This is a genomic window from Paracidovorax cattleyae, from assembly GCF_900104515.1.
Classification (GTDB): domain Bacteria; phylum Pseudomonadota; class Gammaproteobacteria; order Burkholderiales; family Burkholderiaceae_C; genus Paracidovorax; species Paracidovorax cattleyae.
The window spans coordinates 67,259-82,401 of sequence record NZ_FNJL01000026.1; the positions used below are offsets into that span (position 1 = coordinate 67,259).

Consider the following 15,143-nt stretch of genomic DNA (forward strand, 5'->3'; position numbering starts at 1 on the left):
TGGCTCCGCGCAAAAATGCGTGTCTGCGCCGGTTTCCGACCGGCCGAGTCGTCTGCACCGCTCAGAAAGTTCACATGCAATTCCTCCGCCGTCTCACCCTCGGATCCCGGCTGGCGCTGGGTTTCGGCCTGCTGCTGCTGCTGCTGGCCATCATCACCGGAATGGGCATCGCCCGCATGTCCACGCTCGACCATACGTCGCAGCAGATCACCTCCGAGTACTACGCCAAGGCGAATGCCAGCCAGCGCATGAGCTACCTGGTGCTGGACATCGCCCGCGCCGCCCGCAACATCATCATCCTCGAGGATGCGGCGCAGATGGCCAGCAACAAGGCCGTCATCGACAAGAACACCACCGAGTTCGCCGACACGATCGCCCGGCTGCGGCAGCTCGAGACATCGCCCGAGACCCGCAGCCTGATCGACGCCACCGAAGCCAACAGCAAGGAATACCTCGCGTTCACGGCCGATGTGACCAAACTGGGGCTCTCCAACCAGAACCTCGAAGGCCAGAAGCTGCTGTTCGGCCCGCGCTACAAGATCCAGGGCGAGCTGCTCGGGCAATTGGCCAAGCTCGTGAAACAGTACGAAGGCGAAATGCAGCAGGCCAGCGCGCAGGCCCATGCCACCTTCGTGCAGTCCGCCACCATCCTCGGCGTGGTGGCCCTGATCGCGGTGCTGGCGGGCGTGGCGGGCGCCATCCTGATCACGCGCTCCATCACGGGGCCCATGTCCCAGGCGGTGGGCGTGGCCCAGGCCGTGGCCGAGGGCGACCTGACCCGGACGATGGAAGACACCGGCCGCGACGAGGCCGCCCTGCTGCTGCACTCCCTGCAGACCATGAACGGCAACCTCACGCGCGTGGTGCACCAGATCCGCCAGGCGAGCGATTCCATCGCCACCGGCTCCTCGCAGATCGCCAGCGGCAACGCCGACCTCTCCCAGCGCACGGAGTCGCAGGCCTCCAGCCTGCAGCAGACCGCGGCCTCCATGGAGGAAATGAGCGCGACCATCCGCCAGAACGCGGACACGGCCCGCACGGCCAGCCAGCTCGCCTCCACCGCCAGCCAGGCCGCGAGCCGCGGCGGCGATGTCATGGGCCAGGTGGTCGCGACCATGCAGGACATCTCGGGCAGCTCCAACAAGATCGCCGACATCATCGGCGTGATCGACGGCATCGCCTTTCAGACCAACATCCTGGCGCTGAACGCGGCCGTGGAAGCCGCCCGTGCCGGAGAACAGGGCCGCGGCTTCGCGGTCGTGGCCGGCGAAGTGCGCGCGCTCGCGGGGCGCAGCGCCGAGGCGGCCAAGGAAATCAAGACCCTCATCGGCCAGAGCGTGGAGAAGGTCGGCACGGGAACGCGGCTGGTGGACGAAGCCGGCGCCACCATGTCCGACATCGTGCAGCAGGTGCAGCGCGTGAGCGACCTGATCGCCGAGATCGACGCCGCCACGCGCGAGCAGAGCGAGGGCATCGGCCAGGTGAACGCCGCCGTTTCGCAGCTCGACCAGGCCACGCAGCAGAACGCCGCGCTGGTGGAGGAGTCCGCCGCCGCCGCCAGCAGCCTGCAGCAGCAGGCCGTGCGCCTCACGGAAGCGGTCGGTGTGTTCCGGCTCTCGGGCATGGCTGAGCGCGCAGCGCCCGCACCCGCACCCGCACCGGCACCGGCACCGGCGCATGCGGCAGCCGCCACGTCCCACGCCATTCCGGCACGCCCGGCCGCGCGTCCGTCCCCCGCGTCCGCTCTCGCGGCCGGCAAGGCGCCGGCGGCACGGCTGGGCGGAGCGACCGCTCCGGCCCCCGCGCCGCGCCCCGCCAAGGCCCCCGTGGCCCCCGCCGCCGCGTCCAAGGCCCCGGCCCTGCCGGCGGCCGCTCCCAAGCCCGCAGCGAAGCCGGCCGCGCACAGCAACGCCGACGACGACTGGACCGCGTTCTGAGCTCTCCGGGAGCCGGCCAGCGATGACGGGGCTCCTTCGGGCGCCCCGTTCTTTTTTCAGTCGGAATCCCGCCGCACCGGGGGCAGGCGGCGCGGCGCGGGCGGCTCCTGCTTTTCTCCGCCGCCGAAGATGCGCCGCACGGTTTCGCCGATGCGCGCGCCCAGGGCCGTGCCCACGCCCGGGGCGACCGCCGTGCCCACCGCGGCGCCGGCCAGCGCGGCCGGCGGCAGGGACAGCGTGGGATCGCTCACCGTACCGCCGAATTCGAGCGGCACGCCCACGATGCCGTCCACGAGGTCCACCGCCGCGTGGCCGCCCACGCGGCGGTTCTGCACGACCGCGTCGCCCGTGGCCGTGAGCGCGCCGGAGGTGGCTTTCAGGTCGCTGTAGCGCACGATGGTGCCGCCGGCATCCGCTTCGGTGCGCACGATGCCCGCCAGGCTGTCGAGCTGGGTCGTGCCGCCATGCTCGCGGCCGGCGCTGCGCACGGCGGCCTCCAGGTCGAAGGTGAGCAGCTTCGCCCGGTCCACCGTGAAGCGCGTGCGCGTCTGCAGCGCCTGCGCCGCCTCGGCGGGGTCCGCCCCCTCTGCGATGAGGTCGGTATGGCCGGACGCCCGGCCGGCCACGATGGAGCGGCGCTCGAACGCACCCATCAGCCCCACCACGTCCACACCGGAAAAGTCCACCTCGCCGGTGATGCGGTACCGGCTGCCGATCTGCTGCAGGCGCAGCCGGCCCGCCTCGGTGCGGCCTCCCGCCGTGACGTCGGCGCGCCATGCGTCCTGCCCGCCCTCGCGCGCGATGGCCAGGCGCGCGGGCGGCGAGGCGCCCTCGCGCTCCAGCAGGCCGGTGCGGGGGCGCCAGCCAGGGTCGAAGTCCACGCTCCCGCCATAGGCCAGGTCGCGCCCCTGCCGGCCGATCCAGCGCACACCCTGCCACTCGGCATGCGCCACCGGTACGTCCGCCAGCGTGAAGGGGCCGAAGCCGGCCGGACCATCCTCCTCGGCTTTGCGCACTTTGAACTGCGACAGCGACAGCTGCGGGATGGCGGCGCCCTCGAGCCGCAGCAGCGACAGGGCCAGGCGCCGGTGCAGCAGATCGGACCAGCGGGCCTCGGCCACGATGCGGTCCGCCGAGATGGGCGCCTCCTGCTCGGTATGCACGCCGTGCAGCACCACGCGCGGCATGGGCAGCAGTTGCCACTGCAGGCGGTCCACGGTGACCGGCACGCCGAGCCAGTCGCCCGCGCCATCGCCCAACCGCCGGGCGAGCGCCTCGTCGTCCGGCAGCCACCACCACAACGCCCCCGCCGCGGCCAGCCCGGCCGCGCAGAGCACGGCGGCGCCCCCCAGCACCCAGCGCAGCGCATGCCCATGCCGCACGGGCGCCCGCGCGGCCGGCGGTGCACCCGGGGGCACGACCGTGCCGGGAACGGACGAAGGTGGATGGGGCGTGGACACTGCAGGGGAAGAAGATGGGGGCAACGGCTACCTTACCGCAGGCATTCCGCGGCGCGGGTCGTCCCATTCCTACTCTGGTGTGGGCGGGGTGCGCCAGCCCCTACACTCGCCACGCTTCCAACCCCACAACCCACATGACCGCGCGGCCCGGCGCCCGCAGCGCGGCACCAGGAGTCCCTCGACGTGCCCTCCCGTTCCTCCTCCTATTTCCCCCGCTGGCGCGTGACCTCGCCGGTGGAAGGCGCAGTGGTCGCTCCCGACGAGCGGCTTCCCTGGGCGCACACCGCCGCCATGGGGGTGCAGCATGTGATCGCCATGTTCGGCGCCACGGTGCTCGCGCCCATCCTCATGGGCTTCGACCCCAATGTGGCCATCCTGATGAGCGGCCTGGGCACGCTGATCTTCTTCCTGGTGACGGGCGGACGCGTGCCGAGCTACCTCGGATCGAGCTTCGCCTTCATCGGCGTGGTGATCGCCGCCACCGGCTATGCCGGCCCGGGCCCGAACGCCAACATGGCCGTGGCGCTGGGCGGCATCATCGCCTGCGGCCTGCTCTACACCGTGATCGGCGCCGTCGTGCAGGCCGTGGGCACGGGCTGGACCGAGCGCTGCATGCCACCCGTGGTGACGGGCGCGGTGGTGGCGGTGATCGGCCTCAACCTCGCGCAGGTGCCCATCAAGAACATGGCCGCCAGCAATTTCGAGAGCTGGATGCAGGCCGCCACCTTCGTGTGCGTGGGCCTGGTCGCCGTGCTCGCGCGCGGCATGCTGCAGCGGCTGCTGATCCTCGTGGGCCTGATCGCCGCCAGCGTGCTGTACGCGCTGCTCACCAACGGCCTGGGCCTGGGCAAGCCGATGGACCTCTCCGGCGTGCTGGCCGCACCCTGGCTGGGGCTGCCGCGCTTCGCCGCGCCCGTGTTCAGCGCGCCGGCCATGCTGCTGATCGCCCCGGTGGCCGTCATCCTGGTGGCCGAGAACCTCGGCCACGTGAAGGCCGTCACGGCCATGACCGGCCGCAACCTCGACCGCTACATGGGCCGTGCCTTCATTGGCGACGGCATCGCCACCATGGCGAGCGGCGCCGTGGGCGGCACGGGCGTGACCACCTATGCCGAGAACATCGGCGTGATGGCCGCCACCAAGATCTACTCCACCGCCGTGTTCCTCGTGGCCGGGCTGATCGCGCTGCTGCTGGGCTTCTCGCCGAAGTTCGGCGCGCTGATCCAGGCCATCCCGCTGCCGGTGATGGGCGGCGTCTCGATCGTGGTGTTCGGCCTCATCGCCGTGGCAGGCGCCAAGATCTGGGTGGACAACCGCGTGGACTTCTCGGACAACAAGAACCTCATCGTGGCGGCGATCACGCTGATCATCGGCACGGGCGATTTCACCCTGAAATTCGGCGATTTCGCGCTGGGCGGCATCGGCACCGCCACGTTCGGAGCCATCGGGCTCTACGCGCTGCTGAACCTGCGGCGCGGCCGCTGATCCGGGCCTGGGCCCGCTCAGCGCTTCAACAGCGACCAGACCAGCTCGACCCCTGCCGCGAGCAGGTCGAACCGCTCGGAGGTGGTGGAGGTGAACGCCTCCCGCTGGCGTTCACGCCGCTCCCGCTCGCGGTCGCGCTCCATGGCGATGAGCGCGTCGGCCAGGGCCTCGGGCCGTGCGGGCTCGGCCGCGGACCGCGCGGCGCGTGCGTGGCGCTCCAGCGCCTTGTCCACCGCCTGCGGGTCGAGCAGCGACAGGGCCGAGCGGCAGTAAGGGCAGGCATGGTCGTTGCGGATGTCCACAGCGCCGCCGCAGGCCGTGCAGGCGATGGTGCCCACCCGCGTGGCCAGCGCGTCGATCTCCAGGGACGAGAGATGGCGCACGAACCCCTTCTCCACCATGAATGCGCCGAAGGTGCTGAACCGTCCGTGGCGCGCGGCGCAGCGGTAGGTGCGGTAGCGGCCGCCCTGGCCCAGGTCGAAGCCCGGCTCCAGCGCCTTGTCGCAGCGCGGGCACTGCAGCCGCTGCGCGAGCGGCCGGTGCGCGTCGCCGCGGTGGCGGTGCAGCAGCTCGAACAGCGCCAGCACCGCCGCAGGCGCGAGGCGCGTGTTCTCCTGCGGGTCGAACCAGAGCCCCTGGCAGGCGAAGCACAGGTCGATGTGCAGGTCCGCGCCGTCCCGGGCCTCGAAGCGGTGGTTCTCGGCAGGCTGCCGGCACGAAGGGCACAGGGAGGGATGGGGCATCGGCCGGATGGTAAGGCACCCCGGCGGCGCGCGGACATGCCGCGCCGTGTCGGCGGCGTCACGGTGCGGCCGGTACGGCCGCGGCGCGGGACGGCCGCGGGACATGGCGGACATCCGCGGGCGCTAAGATTTTTGGATTCCTTTTCTTCCGCTTCTCCCGGCCCCGCCCGCCGGGCAATTCATTCCATGGCTTCTTCCGACACCTCCCGCATCCAGTGCCCCATCCTGCGGGACAAATGCATGACGGCCGAGCAGGCCGCCGCCCTGATCCCGAACGGTGCACGCGTCGGCATGAGCGGCTTCACCGGGGCGGGCTACCCCAAGGCCATTCCCCCGGCGCTCGCTGCCCGCATCGAAACGCTGCACGCCGCGGGCGAGCCCTTCAGCATCGGCCTGTGGACGGGTGCCTCCACCGCACCGGAACTCGACGGCGCGCTCGCGAAGGTGGGCGGCGTGAACATGCGCATGCCCTACCAGTCCGATCCGACCTGCCGCGCGCAGATCAACGCAGGCAAGATGCAGTACGTGGACGCCCACCTGTCCCACGTGGCGCCCTACGTGTGGTTCGGCTTCTGGGGCCGGCTCGACGTCGCCGTGATCGAAGTGGCCGGCGTGCTGCCGGACGGGCGGCTCATCCCGTCGTCTTCCGTGGGCAACAACAAGACCTGGCTCGACCAGGCCGACAAAATCATCCTGGAGGTGAACGCCTGGCAGCCCGAAGGCCTGAACGGCATGCACGACATCTACTACGGCACCGACCTGCCCCCCAACCGCGTGCCGATCCCGCTGGTCAAGCCCGGCGACCGCATCGGCGAGCCCTACCTGCGCTGCGACCCGGCCAAGGTGGTGGCCGTGGTGCCCACCCATTCGCCCGACCGCAACTCCGTCTTCAACCCGCCCGACGACACCTCGCAGCGCATCGCCGGCCACATCATCGAGTTCCTGCAGCACGAGGTGCGGCACGGCCGGCTGCCGCCCACGCTGCTGCCGCTGCAGTCGGGCGTGGGCAACATCGCCAACGCCGTGCTGGCGGGGCTGGACGCCGGCCCCTTCCAGCACCTCACGGCCTACACCGAGGTGCTGCAGGACGGCATGCTGGACATGCTGCGCTCCGGCACGCTGGACAGCGCCTCGGCCACCGCCCTGTCGCTGAGCCCCGCGGCCACCGAGGAATTCACCCGCAACATCGGCTTCTACCGCGACCGCATCGTGCTGCGCCCGCAGGAGATCAGCAACCACCCCGAGCTGATCCGCAGGCTGGGCCTCATCTCGATGAACGGCATGATCGAGGCCGACATCTACGGCAACGTGAACTCCACGCACGTGATGGGCTCGTCGATCATGAACGGCATCGGCGGCTCGGGCGACTACGCGCGCAACGCCTACCTCTCGATCTTCATGACGCCCTCGCTCGCCAAGGGCGGCAGCATCTCGTGCATCGTGCCCATGGCCTCGCACGTGGACCACACCGAGCACGACGTGCAGATCCTCGTCACCGAGCAGGGCCTGGCGGACCTGCGCGGCCTCTCGCCCTCGCAGCGCTCGGAGGTGGTGATCGAGCGTTGCGCGCATCCCGATTTCCGCCCCGCCCTGCGCGACTACGTGGCCCGCGCCCGCGCGAGCGGCTGCGGCCTGCACACGCCGCACCTGCTGGGCGAGGCGCTGTCCTGGCACGAGCGCTACCTGCGCACCGGCTCGATGCGCGCCTGACGGCCCCTGTCCCGGGCAGGCCTGCAGGAAAAACCGGAGCCTCCCATAATCACCGGATCGCACCTGAAGGAGACATCGCCCATGCCGATCTGGAAGCAGCCCATCGACCTGCACAGCCTGAACCACCCGGCCACGCCGAACGCGGTGACCCACCTGGGCATCGAATTCACCGAGATCGGGGACGATTTCCTGCGCGCCCGCGTGCCGGTGGACGAGCGCACCAGGCAGCCCTTCGGGCTGCTGCACGGCGGCGTGAGCGTGGTGCTGGCGGAGACGCTGGGCTCCGTGGGCGCGTTGTACGCCTCGCCCGAGGGCTGCCGCGCGGTGGGCCTGGACATCAACGCCAACCACCTGCGCGCCGCGACCGAAGGCTGGGTGACCGGCACCGCGCGGCCCATCCACATCGGCCGCACCACGCACGTGTGGCAGATCGACATGGCCAACGAGGCCGGGAACCTCACCTGCGTCTCGCGCCTCACCATGGCGATCCTCGCGCCGCGCTGATCAGTCCGCCCGGCCTTCCCGGCAGGCGACGGACTCTGTCGCGGCCGCCCACACCCCCAGGCGGAAATCCGCGTCCGTCGTGTCCACCATGCGGTGCAATGCCATCGCGCTCTCCAGCCGTGCATGCGCCGCATCGCCGCCGAGGGCGCATCCCGGGATGGGCCGGCGCCAGTGGCATGCCGCGACCACGCCTTCGGGCGCCAGCGAAGCACGCACGCGCTGTGCCAGGCGGTCGATGCCGGCGGGGGCCAGGTAGTACACGAATTCGCTGAGCACGATCAGATCGAACGCGCCTTCGGGCCATTCGTCCGGCACCCACATGCGCCGCAGCGTTACGTGGGGGTATGGCCGCAGGCGCTGCCCGGCGACCGACAAAGCCCGCGCTGCGCCGTCGGTGGCGAGCAGCCGGCCGCAGCGCGGGGCCAGCTCGGCCGTGAGCCCCCCGTTGGCGCAGCCGGGTTCGAAGGCGCGGGCATAGCGCTCATGGGGCAGCGCCGCCAGCAGCATGCGGCGCTTGCGGGCCTCATACCAGCTGCCGTCGAAACGCCACGGATCGTCGCTGCCGGCATACATCGCCTCGAAATGCCGCAACGCGACCGCGCCTCCATCCGCGCAATGAAGCACATCCGACGGCATGGTCATGCCCCCGGAAGGAAGAAGTATTCGAGCGGCCAGCGGGCGCGCTCCAGGATCGCGCCGTCCAGCACGGGCGCCATGCCGTGCCCGCGCTCGGAAAGCTGCGACCGGTGGCGTGCGAGCGCCGCCTGCTTGGCCGCCGCGGCGCCGGCCGCAGGCTGGAACGCGCAGAGCCGGTGCCAGGGCACATTCGGATGCTCCGGTTCCGCCCAGTGCCACATCCACACGGGCGCCTCCCACAGCAGCGCGCCAGCCCTGCGCGCCGCGCCGGCAGCGGCCAGGCCGCAGGCTTCGTGGTCCGGGTGCCCGTCGAGGCGCCACGTGGTCACCACGGCATCGTCCGGGCGCAGCAGCGTGCCCAGCGCCTGCTGGAGGTCAGCGGCGCGCTCCTGGAGGGCGCCATCCGGCAGGCCGAGCAGCAGCAGGTCGGCCTTGCCGGCCCCCAGCACATCCAGGCCTTCCACGCGCTCCCGGCGACGCATGGCCGCGGTGTCGGGGCCCGACCAGCCCGGCACATCCCGGTGGCTGGCCTCGCCGTCGGTCACTCCGATGATCAGGACATCGCCACCCCGGCGGGCATGGGCATGCATGAGCATGCCGCAAGCCAGCAGTTCATCGTCGGGATGCGGTGCCAGCACCACGAGGCGCTGGCCGGCGCCGACCATGGCGGAAACCGGCATGCAGGCGCCGCTGCGGCGGGACAGCTGCTCCTGCCAGGCCTGGGAAGTGCAGCGCGGGCGGCCGATATCGATCTGCCGCTCGGCCGCACGGTCTGCCGTCAGATCGACCATGGAGCCTCCTGCGATTGCGCCAGGCATTCGCCCAGGGCGGCATCGTCACGTTCCGCATGGCTCTGGCGGATGAAGACCGGAAGGTCCGCCGCCCCGCGCGCGAATCCGGCATCGCGGCACCAGGGCGTGGCACCCAGGGCCCGGCCCACCTCATCGAGCACGGACCGCGCGCAGGCCTCCGCCGTCTGGCGCACCCGCAGGGCAATCAGCCGTGCGTCGTCGCGGGGATGCGCATCGATCCAGCCGGCCGCCTCGCGCAGCAGCGCCGCCGCCCCCGCCATCGCACGGTCCACCCGCCCCAGGGCCGCGAGCCGGAAGGCCGTGCGCTGCGCCTCGGGAGCCTGCGCGACGGCCGCATGCAGGACGCCCGCCAGGGCCACCGCGCCGCCGTGCCAGCATGCCGCCACGCCGGCGCCCCCCTGCCAGAACCCGGGCCGCCGCAAATAATCGCCCACTGCCCCGACAGGCACGGCGGGAACGTTGTCGAACAGGATATCGACGCTGGCGCTGGCGGCCATGCCCACCGCATGCCAGTGGTCGCCGGAGAACGACACGCCCGGCTGGCGCATGTCCACCGCCATGAGCAGCGGTCCCTGGCCGTCCGGATGCCAGGCCGTCAGCAATCCGTGGCTCGCATGCTGCGCGCCCGAGCACCATGCCTTGCGGCCGCGCAGGAGCAATGCCCCTCCCGGGCCGGGATGCACGGTCGCGCGTGCACCGGGCGCTTCCGCCGCCCAGGTGCCCCATGTCGATGTCGGGGTGCTGTTCTCGATGCCCGCCGGGGCGCCCAGTTCACGCAGGATGGCGAGCGCGTCGGTATGGCCCTCATAGAGCTTCACGAGCGAGAGATCGTGCGCGGCCACCTCGCCCAGCGCACGCCAGCGAACCAATGTCGTGCCGCCACCAGGCGCAGGAAGGTCCGCACAGCCCGCATCCACCAGCACGCGAAGGCCGTCCACCGGTCCGGCGTCCGCGCCGAGTCCTTCCAGCGCGGACCGCAGTGCCGACAGCAGCGCAGCGCCGTGGCCGGGATCGCGCATGTTCATGCCACGCCTCCCGCGGCGGCCGAAGCCATGGCCGCCGGCCCCGCCAGGCCCGCGAGGCCTGCCAGATAGGCGCCGAAGCCCTCCGGCGCGCGCCAGCGGCGGCGCGCGCTGGTCACCACGCGCGGCAGGTCGGTCCACGCGATGGACGCGCCCGACGCCTCGAGCGCGTGCACCAGGGCCACGTCCTCGCCCGTGCACAGTTCGGGAAAGCCGCCGGCCTGCACATAGGCGCCGGACGCCACGCCGAGGTTGGCGCCGTGGATGTGCCGGTGTCCCGGCGCGTCGGAATAGGCGGCCAGGTAACGCTGCTGCACATCACCGGAATATCCGCTCCAGTCGCGCACTTCGACGGTGCCGCAAACGACGTCGCTCGCCAGTGCCAGCTGGCTGGCGATCCAGTCGGGGGCCACGGTGCTGTCGGCATCGGTGAAGCCCAGCCAGCGTGCGCCTGCCTCCAGGGCTGCGCGGGCGCCCGCCGCACGGGCCGCGCCCACGTTGCGGCGCTCCAGCGCCAGCGCCGTCACGCCATGGTGCCTCGCGATATCGGCCGAGCGGTCGGAACAGGCATCCAGGGCGACCACGATCTCCACGCCCTCGCCGCGCAGCCGGGGATGGGCCGCGGCCACGCGCAGGGCACGAAGGCACACGTCCAGGCATTTCTCTTCATCGTGGGCTGGAACGACGATGCCGATCATCGCGGTCTCCCCGCGCTGTGCAGGCCGGGTGCCGTTTTTTCCGTACTGCCGGGCTGCCGGCTGCCCGCCTTTTCAACGCACTCCATCGATGTCCTGCTTTCCTTTTGTTGCCAAGGGAAAGTACTGCACGGGTTCTCCCATCAGCCGTAGGAGAACAGGCCCACCTGCGGAGCGCCGCCTGCTATCCGGCTTCGGGATCCTCGTCCTGCGCGGCAGCACGGGCCATCCGGTCACTGCGCCAGTACACGTCGTCGCCCCCTTCCATGCGGTTGAGCACGCGGGCGAGCACGAAGAACAGGTCGGACAGCCGGTTCAGGTACTGCCGGGGCGCGGGCCTCAGGCCCTCGGCCTCGCCCAGGGCCACCACGGCACGCTCCGCACGGCGCGCCACGGTGCGGCAGATGTGCGCCTGCGACGCCGCGCGCGTGCCGGCCGGCAGGATGAACTCCTGCAGGCGCGGCAGCGTGGCGTTGTAGCGCGCCAGGGCCGCATCCAGCTGCGCGAGCGCGCCCTCCTTGAGCAGTTCGAAGCCCGGGATGGACAGTTCGCCGCCCAGGTCGAAGAGCTGGTGCTGCACATCGCCCAGCAGCGTGCGCACGTCCTCCGGCAGGGATTCGCAGAGCAGCAGGCCAATGTGGGAGTTGAGTTCGTCCACGTCGCCCATGGCGTGCGGCCGGGCGCTGTGCTTGGAAACGCGGGAGTTGTCGCCCAGGCCGGTGCGCCCGTCGTCGCCCGTGCGCGTGGCAATCTGTGTCAATCGGTTGCCCATGGGAGCCTTCCGGAGGGATTGGGGAGAAGAGGCGCCATTTTCCGTTACATCCCGGGCGCGAATGTGTACCCGGGCAACAGCGGGCAAAAGCGCTGGCGCGGCCCCGCGTGCTGCGGTGCAATGAAGGCCTGTTCAACTTCTACGGAGCCTGACATCCATGCCAGCTACGCAGCAACGACGACCCACCCTTTCCTTCGATGCCCGCAGCGTGATGCTCTTCGCGGCCATCGCAGTGGGAAGCGCCGCGGCGCATGCACAGACCTCCTCCGCCACGCCCTCGGCGGGAACGCGCTCCACGCCGTCGCATTCCGGCGCTACCGAGATGGGCGCCCAGGGGCTCTCCGCTGCAGGCAGCAACCGGGCCACCTTCGGGGGCACGCCGCCCACCACGGCTGCCAGCGCCTCGTTCGACCGTGCGGACGCCGACAAGGACGGAAAGCTGAGCGCCCAGGAGGCCGCCCGCCTGCCCGCCATCAGCCAGCATTTCAAGGAACTGGACACCAACCATGACGGAGTCCTGTCCCGCACCGAATTCGAGGCAGGCGCCAAATCCTGACACCCTGCCTCCAGCGTCCTGCTGACGTTCTGTGATTGCGCAACTACCACGAGAACTCCAGGATTGTGATTCCCCGACCCGACCCGCATGGCAGGAGGCATGCGGGTTTCGGTGCGTCTGGCTACCGGGACTGCCGGGCCTCGAGCATCATCGTCTGGATACCCTCCACGCGCCGCCATTGTTCCGGTGTCAGCCCACTGCTCTGGATCGCTGCGTCGATGTGCTCCAGGAGTTGCGCCTGCTCAGGGTGTTCCGTCAGCAGGCTGACGGCATGGCGCGCGGCGGCCAGCAAGGTGCCACGGTCCTGCCAATCCTTTTTCCCCGCCGCCGCGACGCCGAGCTCGACAGCCATGGCAACTTCGTCCGCAGGGGTATCGGGGCCGATGTCCAGTAACGCGTGGGCACCTTCCATGGCATGCATGGCGTCTCTTTCATTTCGTGGAAGGGCCCGGTGGATTGCCGGTCCGGCCTGGCGCAACGCAACCCGGCCGGACCTGGGCAGCAGATCCGCCACCTGCTGTTGAATTTCATCCGGCAGATCACCAAATCCCTGAGCCCCTCCAACGGCACTGCGCCGCGGACTGATGGGCAGCTCTGCCGCTAGCGCATGGCTGCTGCTGCGCCGACTGCTCCCGGACGGCATCCGGACCGGTTCGGAAGCCGGAGGGGGCCGATTCGCTCTTGTTCCGGCTGATCGGATCGGCATGCAGACGTTTCCCATGGTGGACTCCTTAAATGGGACGCGACTCTACCGATACCCCATGCTGGGACACGGTGCGGCACGAACAAAGCCAAAAGCTTGCGAAGCAGATCGGTCGGAGGCCGGCAGGACGTGGCTCGGTGAAACGCCTGTGCCCCATCGCATTCAAGTGCTGGCCATGGAAGGCATCTCCATGGTGCGGGCAGGGTGCCTAGAATGGATCTCCCCCAGGAGACACCCGCCATGAACGCCCCCACCGCCACCGCCCACCTGTTGCCCGAGATCCGGCTGCGCCCCGTGCCGCAGGCCTTCATGGACGCGCTGCAGGCCCGATTCGGCACCCAGTGCTCGCTGGCCCAGGCGGTGCGCGAGCAGCACGGACGCGACGAAGGCTCGATGCAGGCGCCGCCGCCCTCGGCCGTGGTCTTCGCCGAAAGCACGCAGGACGTGGCCGATGCCGTGCGTCTCGCCGCGCAGCACGACGTGCCCGTGATTCCGTATGGCGCAGGCTCGTCGCTCGAAGGCCACCTGCTCGCCATCCAGGGCGGCATCAGCATCGACGTCTCGCGCATGAACCGCCTGCTGAGCGTGGACGCGGACGACCTCACCGTGACCGTGCAGCCCGGCATCACGCGCAAGCAGCTCAACGAAGCCATCAAGGACACGGGCCTGTTCTTCCCCATCGACCCGGGCGCGGATGCGAGCATCGGCGGCATGGCCGCCACGCGTGCCAGCGGCACCAACGCCGTGCGCTACGGCACCATGCGCGAGAACGTGCTCGCGCTCGAAGTGGTGACGGCCGCGGGCGAGACCATTCGCACCGGCACCCGCGCCAAGAAGAGCGCCGCCGGCTACGACCTGACGCGCCTGCTGGTGGGCAGCGAAGGCACCCTGGGCGTCATCACCGAAGTCACGCTGCGCCTCTACCCCTTGCCCGAGGCCGTGAGCGCCGCCATCTGCTCCTTCCCGAGCATCGAGGCCGCCGTGCGCACCGTCATCCAGACCATCCAGCTGGGCGTGCCCATCGCCCGCGTGGAACTGATCGACGCGCACACCGTGCGCATGGTGAACGCCCACAGCAAGCTCGGCCTGCGCGAGGAGCCCATGCTGCTCATGGAGTTCCACGGCTCGCCCGCCGGCGTGCAGGAACAGGCCGAAACCGTGCAATCCATCGCACAGGAGTGGAACGGTAATGCCTTCGAGTGGGCCACCACGCCCGAGGAGCGCACGCGCCTGTGGACCGCGCGGCACAACGCCTATTTCGCTGCCGTGCAGAGCCGACCCGGCTGCCGCGCCATCAGCACCGACACCTGCGTGCCCATCAGCCGCCTGGCCGACTGCCTGCTCGACTCGGTCACCGAGGCCGACGCCAGCGGCATCCCCTACTTCCTCGTGGGCCACGTGGGCGACGGCAACTTCCACTTCGGCTACCTGATCGACCCCAACAGCGACGACGAGCGCATGGTGGCCGAACGGCTCAACCACCAGCTCGTCGCCCGGGCCCTGGCCATGGGCGGCACCTGCACGGGCGAGCACGGGGTGGGCATCCACAAGATGGGGTTCCTGCTGGACGAGACCGGGCCGGGAGCCGTGGGGATGATGCGGGCGATCAAGCAGGCGCTGGACCCGAAGAACATTTTGAATCCGGGGAAGATTTTCGAGATGTGACTTTTACTGGTGATAGTCGCCAACGAGTGGATTAGGTTCGTGTGTGCACAGGTGTTGGGCCACGACCAGCGCAGGCGTTTAGAGGGTGTAGACAAAATCAACTGGACTGAACATTGCGAGTGATCTGCCCTAGATGCAGGAGATGGCAATGACGGAGTACAGGTCTGGCGATGGCGAGAAGGTAGTCAACCGAGGCGGCAGACCTGGGGCGTTGACGCCGCAACACATCCTGCTTTTACGCGAGATCGTTTCCCGGATGCCGCATGCGACGCTCGATGAACTCGCTGCCGAGCTCGGTCATCTTGGCGGGGTGCATGTCTGCACGGCAACCATCCGCAGGACGCTGCGTGCGCAAGGCGTCGTGCGCTCCATGCCAGCGCGGCAGGCCCGAAGTGAGTCCGTCAAGCCAGTTGCCCCGGTCGCCGTGGCAAAGCGCCATGGCT

General features: G+C 70.5%; 15 protein-coding genes. 6 read left to right on the forward strand and 9 right to left on the reverse strand.

Annotated features, from left to right (window positions below; translation table 11 throughout):
* The first annotated feature begins 74 nt into the window (after window positions 1–74).
* On the forward strand, window positions 75–1,937 hold the full coding sequence (locus BLR05_RS19105) for a methyl-accepting chemotaxis protein (protein ID WP_092837420.1): 1,863 nt from the start codon (window positions 75–77) through the stop codon (window positions 1,935–1,937).
* Between the two features lie 56 nt (window positions 1,938–1,993).
* Here BLR05_RS19105 and BLR05_RS19110 read toward each other — a convergent pair whose 3' ends face one another.
* On the reverse strand, window positions 1,994–3,397 hold the full coding sequence (locus tag BLR05_RS19110; protein ID WP_244160136.1) for an AsmA family protein: 1,404 nt from the start codon (window positions 3,395–3,397) through the stop codon (window positions 1,994–1,996).
* Between the two features lie 183 nt (window positions 3,398–3,580).
* Between BLR05_RS19110 and BLR05_RS19115 the strand changes: the two genes are divergently transcribed.
* The gene (locus tag BLR05_RS19115) at window positions 3,581–4,882 is read left to right on the forward strand and encodes a solute carrier family 23 protein (protein ID WP_092837425.1); all 1,302 of its coding nucleotides are present in this window, start codon (window positions 3,581–3,583) and stop codon (window positions 4,880–4,882) included.
* A gap of 17 nt (window positions 4,883–4,899) precedes the next feature.
* On the opposite strand, the gene BLR05_RS19120 is transcribed toward BLR05_RS19115, so the two are convergent.
* Window positions 4,900–5,625: a TFIIB-type zinc ribbon-containing protein gene (locus BLR05_RS19120; protein ID WP_092837428.1), complete on the reverse strand. Its 726-nt coding sequence runs from the start codon at window positions 5,623–5,625 to the stop codon at window positions 4,900–4,902.
* A 186-nt stretch (window positions 5,626–5,811) separates the two neighbouring features.
* Between BLR05_RS19120 and scpC the strand changes: the two genes are divergently transcribed.
* Window positions 5,812–7,335, forward strand: a complete 1,524-nt coding sequence (gene scpC, locus BLR05_RS19125; RefSeq protein ID WP_092837431.1) for a succinyl-CoA:acetate CoA-transferase ScpC — start codon at window positions 5,812–5,814, stop codon at window positions 7,333–7,335.
* Window positions 7,336–7,416: 81 nt separating this feature from the next.
* Window positions 7,417–7,839, forward strand: coding sequence for a hotdog fold thioesterase (locus tag BLR05_RS19130; RefSeq protein WP_092837434.1), 423 nt, complete (start codon window positions 7,417–7,419; stop codon window positions 7,837–7,839).
* On the opposite strand, the gene BLR05_RS19135 is transcribed toward BLR05_RS19130, so the two are convergent.
* From BLR05_RS19135 to BLR05_RS19155, 5 genes are all read right to left on the reverse strand, one after another.
* Window positions 7,840–8,481 carry an SAM-dependent methyltransferase gene (locus tag BLR05_RS19135; RefSeq protein WP_092837437.1) on the reverse strand — a complete coding sequence of 214 codons (642 nt, stop codon included), beginning with the start codon at window positions 8,479–8,481 and terminating at the stop codon, window positions 7,840–7,842.
* The gene (locus tag BLR05_RS19140; protein WP_092837440.1) at window positions 8,478–9,266 is read right to left on the reverse strand and encodes a PIG-L deacetylase family protein; all 789 of its coding nucleotides are present in this window, start codon (window positions 9,264–9,266) and stop codon (window positions 8,478–8,480) included. The genes BLR05_RS19135 and BLR05_RS19140 overlap by 4 nt, the downstream gene beginning before the upstream one ends.
* Entirely contained in the window at window positions 9,254–10,312 is a 1,059-nt protein-coding gene (locus tag BLR05_RS19145; RefSeq protein WP_092837443.1) for an acyl-CoA dehydrogenase family protein, read from the reverse strand. The genes BLR05_RS19140 and BLR05_RS19145 overlap by 13 nt, the downstream gene beginning before the upstream one ends.
* Window positions 10,309–11,007 carry a glycosyltransferase family 2 protein gene (locus BLR05_RS19150; protein WP_092837446.1) on the reverse strand — a complete coding sequence of 233 codons (699 nt, stop codon included), beginning with the start codon at window positions 11,005–11,007 and terminating at the stop codon, window positions 10,309–10,311. The genes BLR05_RS19145 and BLR05_RS19150 overlap by 4 nt, the downstream gene beginning before the upstream one ends.
* A gap of 181 nt (window positions 11,008–11,188) precedes the next feature.
* Window positions 11,189–11,776: a cob(I)yrinic acid a,c-diamide adenosyltransferase gene (locus BLR05_RS19155; RefSeq protein WP_092837449.1), complete on the reverse strand. Its 588-nt coding sequence runs from the start codon at window positions 11,774–11,776 to the stop codon at window positions 11,189–11,191.
* Between the two features lie 157 nt (window positions 11,777–11,933).
* On the opposite strand from BLR05_RS19155, the gene BLR05_RS19160 reads away from it, so the two are divergent.
* Complete coding sequence (locus tag BLR05_RS19160; RefSeq protein ID WP_092837452.1) at window positions 11,934–12,332, forward strand: EF-hand domain-containing protein; 399 nt, start codon at window positions 11,934–11,936, stop codon at window positions 12,330–12,332.
* A 121-nt stretch (window positions 12,333–12,453) separates the two neighbouring features.
* On the opposite strand, the gene BLR05_RS19165 is transcribed toward BLR05_RS19160, so the two are convergent.
* Window positions 12,454–12,753, reverse strand: coding sequence for a hypothetical protein (locus tag BLR05_RS19165; protein WP_092837454.1), 300 nt, complete (start codon window positions 12,751–12,753; stop codon window positions 12,454–12,456).
* Window positions 12,754–13,275: 522 nt separating this feature from the next.
* On the opposite strand from BLR05_RS19165, the gene BLR05_RS19175 reads away from it, so the two are divergent.
* On the forward strand, window positions 13,276–14,700 hold the full coding sequence (locus BLR05_RS19175; protein ID WP_092837460.1) for an FAD-binding oxidoreductase: 1,425 nt from the start codon (window positions 13,276–13,278) through the stop codon (window positions 14,698–14,700).
* A 235-nt stretch (window positions 14,701–14,935) separates the two neighbouring features.
* Here the strand turns inward: BLR05_RS19175 and BLR05_RS27290 are convergent.
* A partial coding sequence (locus tag BLR05_RS27290; protein ID WP_244160137.1) for a hypothetical protein occupies window positions 14,936–15,143 on the reverse strand: 208 nt, incomplete at its 5' end.

Bases quoted from the DNA above. Each gene is read 5' to 3' on its own strand.
- BLR05_RS19105 (WP_092837420.1), top strand. From the start codon at position 75: ATGCAATTCCTCCGCCGTCTCACCCTCGGATCCCGGCTGGCGCTGGGT.
- BLR05_RS19120 (WP_092837428.1), bottom strand. From the start codon at position 5,625: ATGCCCCATCCCTCCCTGTGCCCTTCGTGCCGGCAGCCTGCCGAGAAC.
- scpC (WP_092837431.1), top strand. From the start codon at position 5,812: ATGGCTTCTTCCGACACCTCCCGCATCCAGTGCCCCATCCTGCGGGAC.
- BLR05_RS19130 (WP_092837434.1), top strand. From the start codon at position 7,417: ATGCCGATCTGGAAGCAGCCCATCGACCTGCACAGCCTGAACCACCCG.
- BLR05_RS19135 (WP_092837437.1), bottom strand. From the start codon at position 8,481: ATGACCATGCCGTCGGATGTGCTTCATTGCGCGGATGGAGGCGCGGTC.
- BLR05_RS19140 (WP_092837440.1), bottom strand. From the start codon at position 9,266: ATGGTCGATCTGACGGCAGACCGTGCGGCCGAGCGGCAGATCGATATC.
- BLR05_RS19145 (WP_092837443.1), bottom strand. From the start codon at position 10,312: ATGAACATGCGCGATCCCGGCCACGGCGCTGCGCTGCTGTCGGCACTG.
- BLR05_RS19150 (WP_092837446.1), bottom strand. From the start codon at position 11,007: ATGATCGGCATCGTCGTTCCAGCCCACGATGAAGAGAAATGCCTGGAC.
- BLR05_RS19155 (WP_092837449.1), bottom strand. From the start codon at position 11,776: ATGGGCAACCGATTGACACAGATTGCCACGCGCACGGGCGACGACGGG.
- BLR05_RS19160 (WP_092837452.1), top strand. From the start codon at position 11,934: ATGCCAGCTACGCAGCAACGACGACCCACCCTTTCCTTCGATGCCCGC.
- BLR05_RS19165 (WP_092837454.1), bottom strand. From the start codon at position 12,753: ATGCATGCCATGGAAGGTGCCCACGCGTTACTGGACATCGGCCCCGAT.
- BLR05_RS19175 (WP_092837460.1), top strand. From the start codon at position 13,276: ATGAACGCCCCCACCGCCACCGCCCACCTGTTGCCCGAGATCCGGCTG.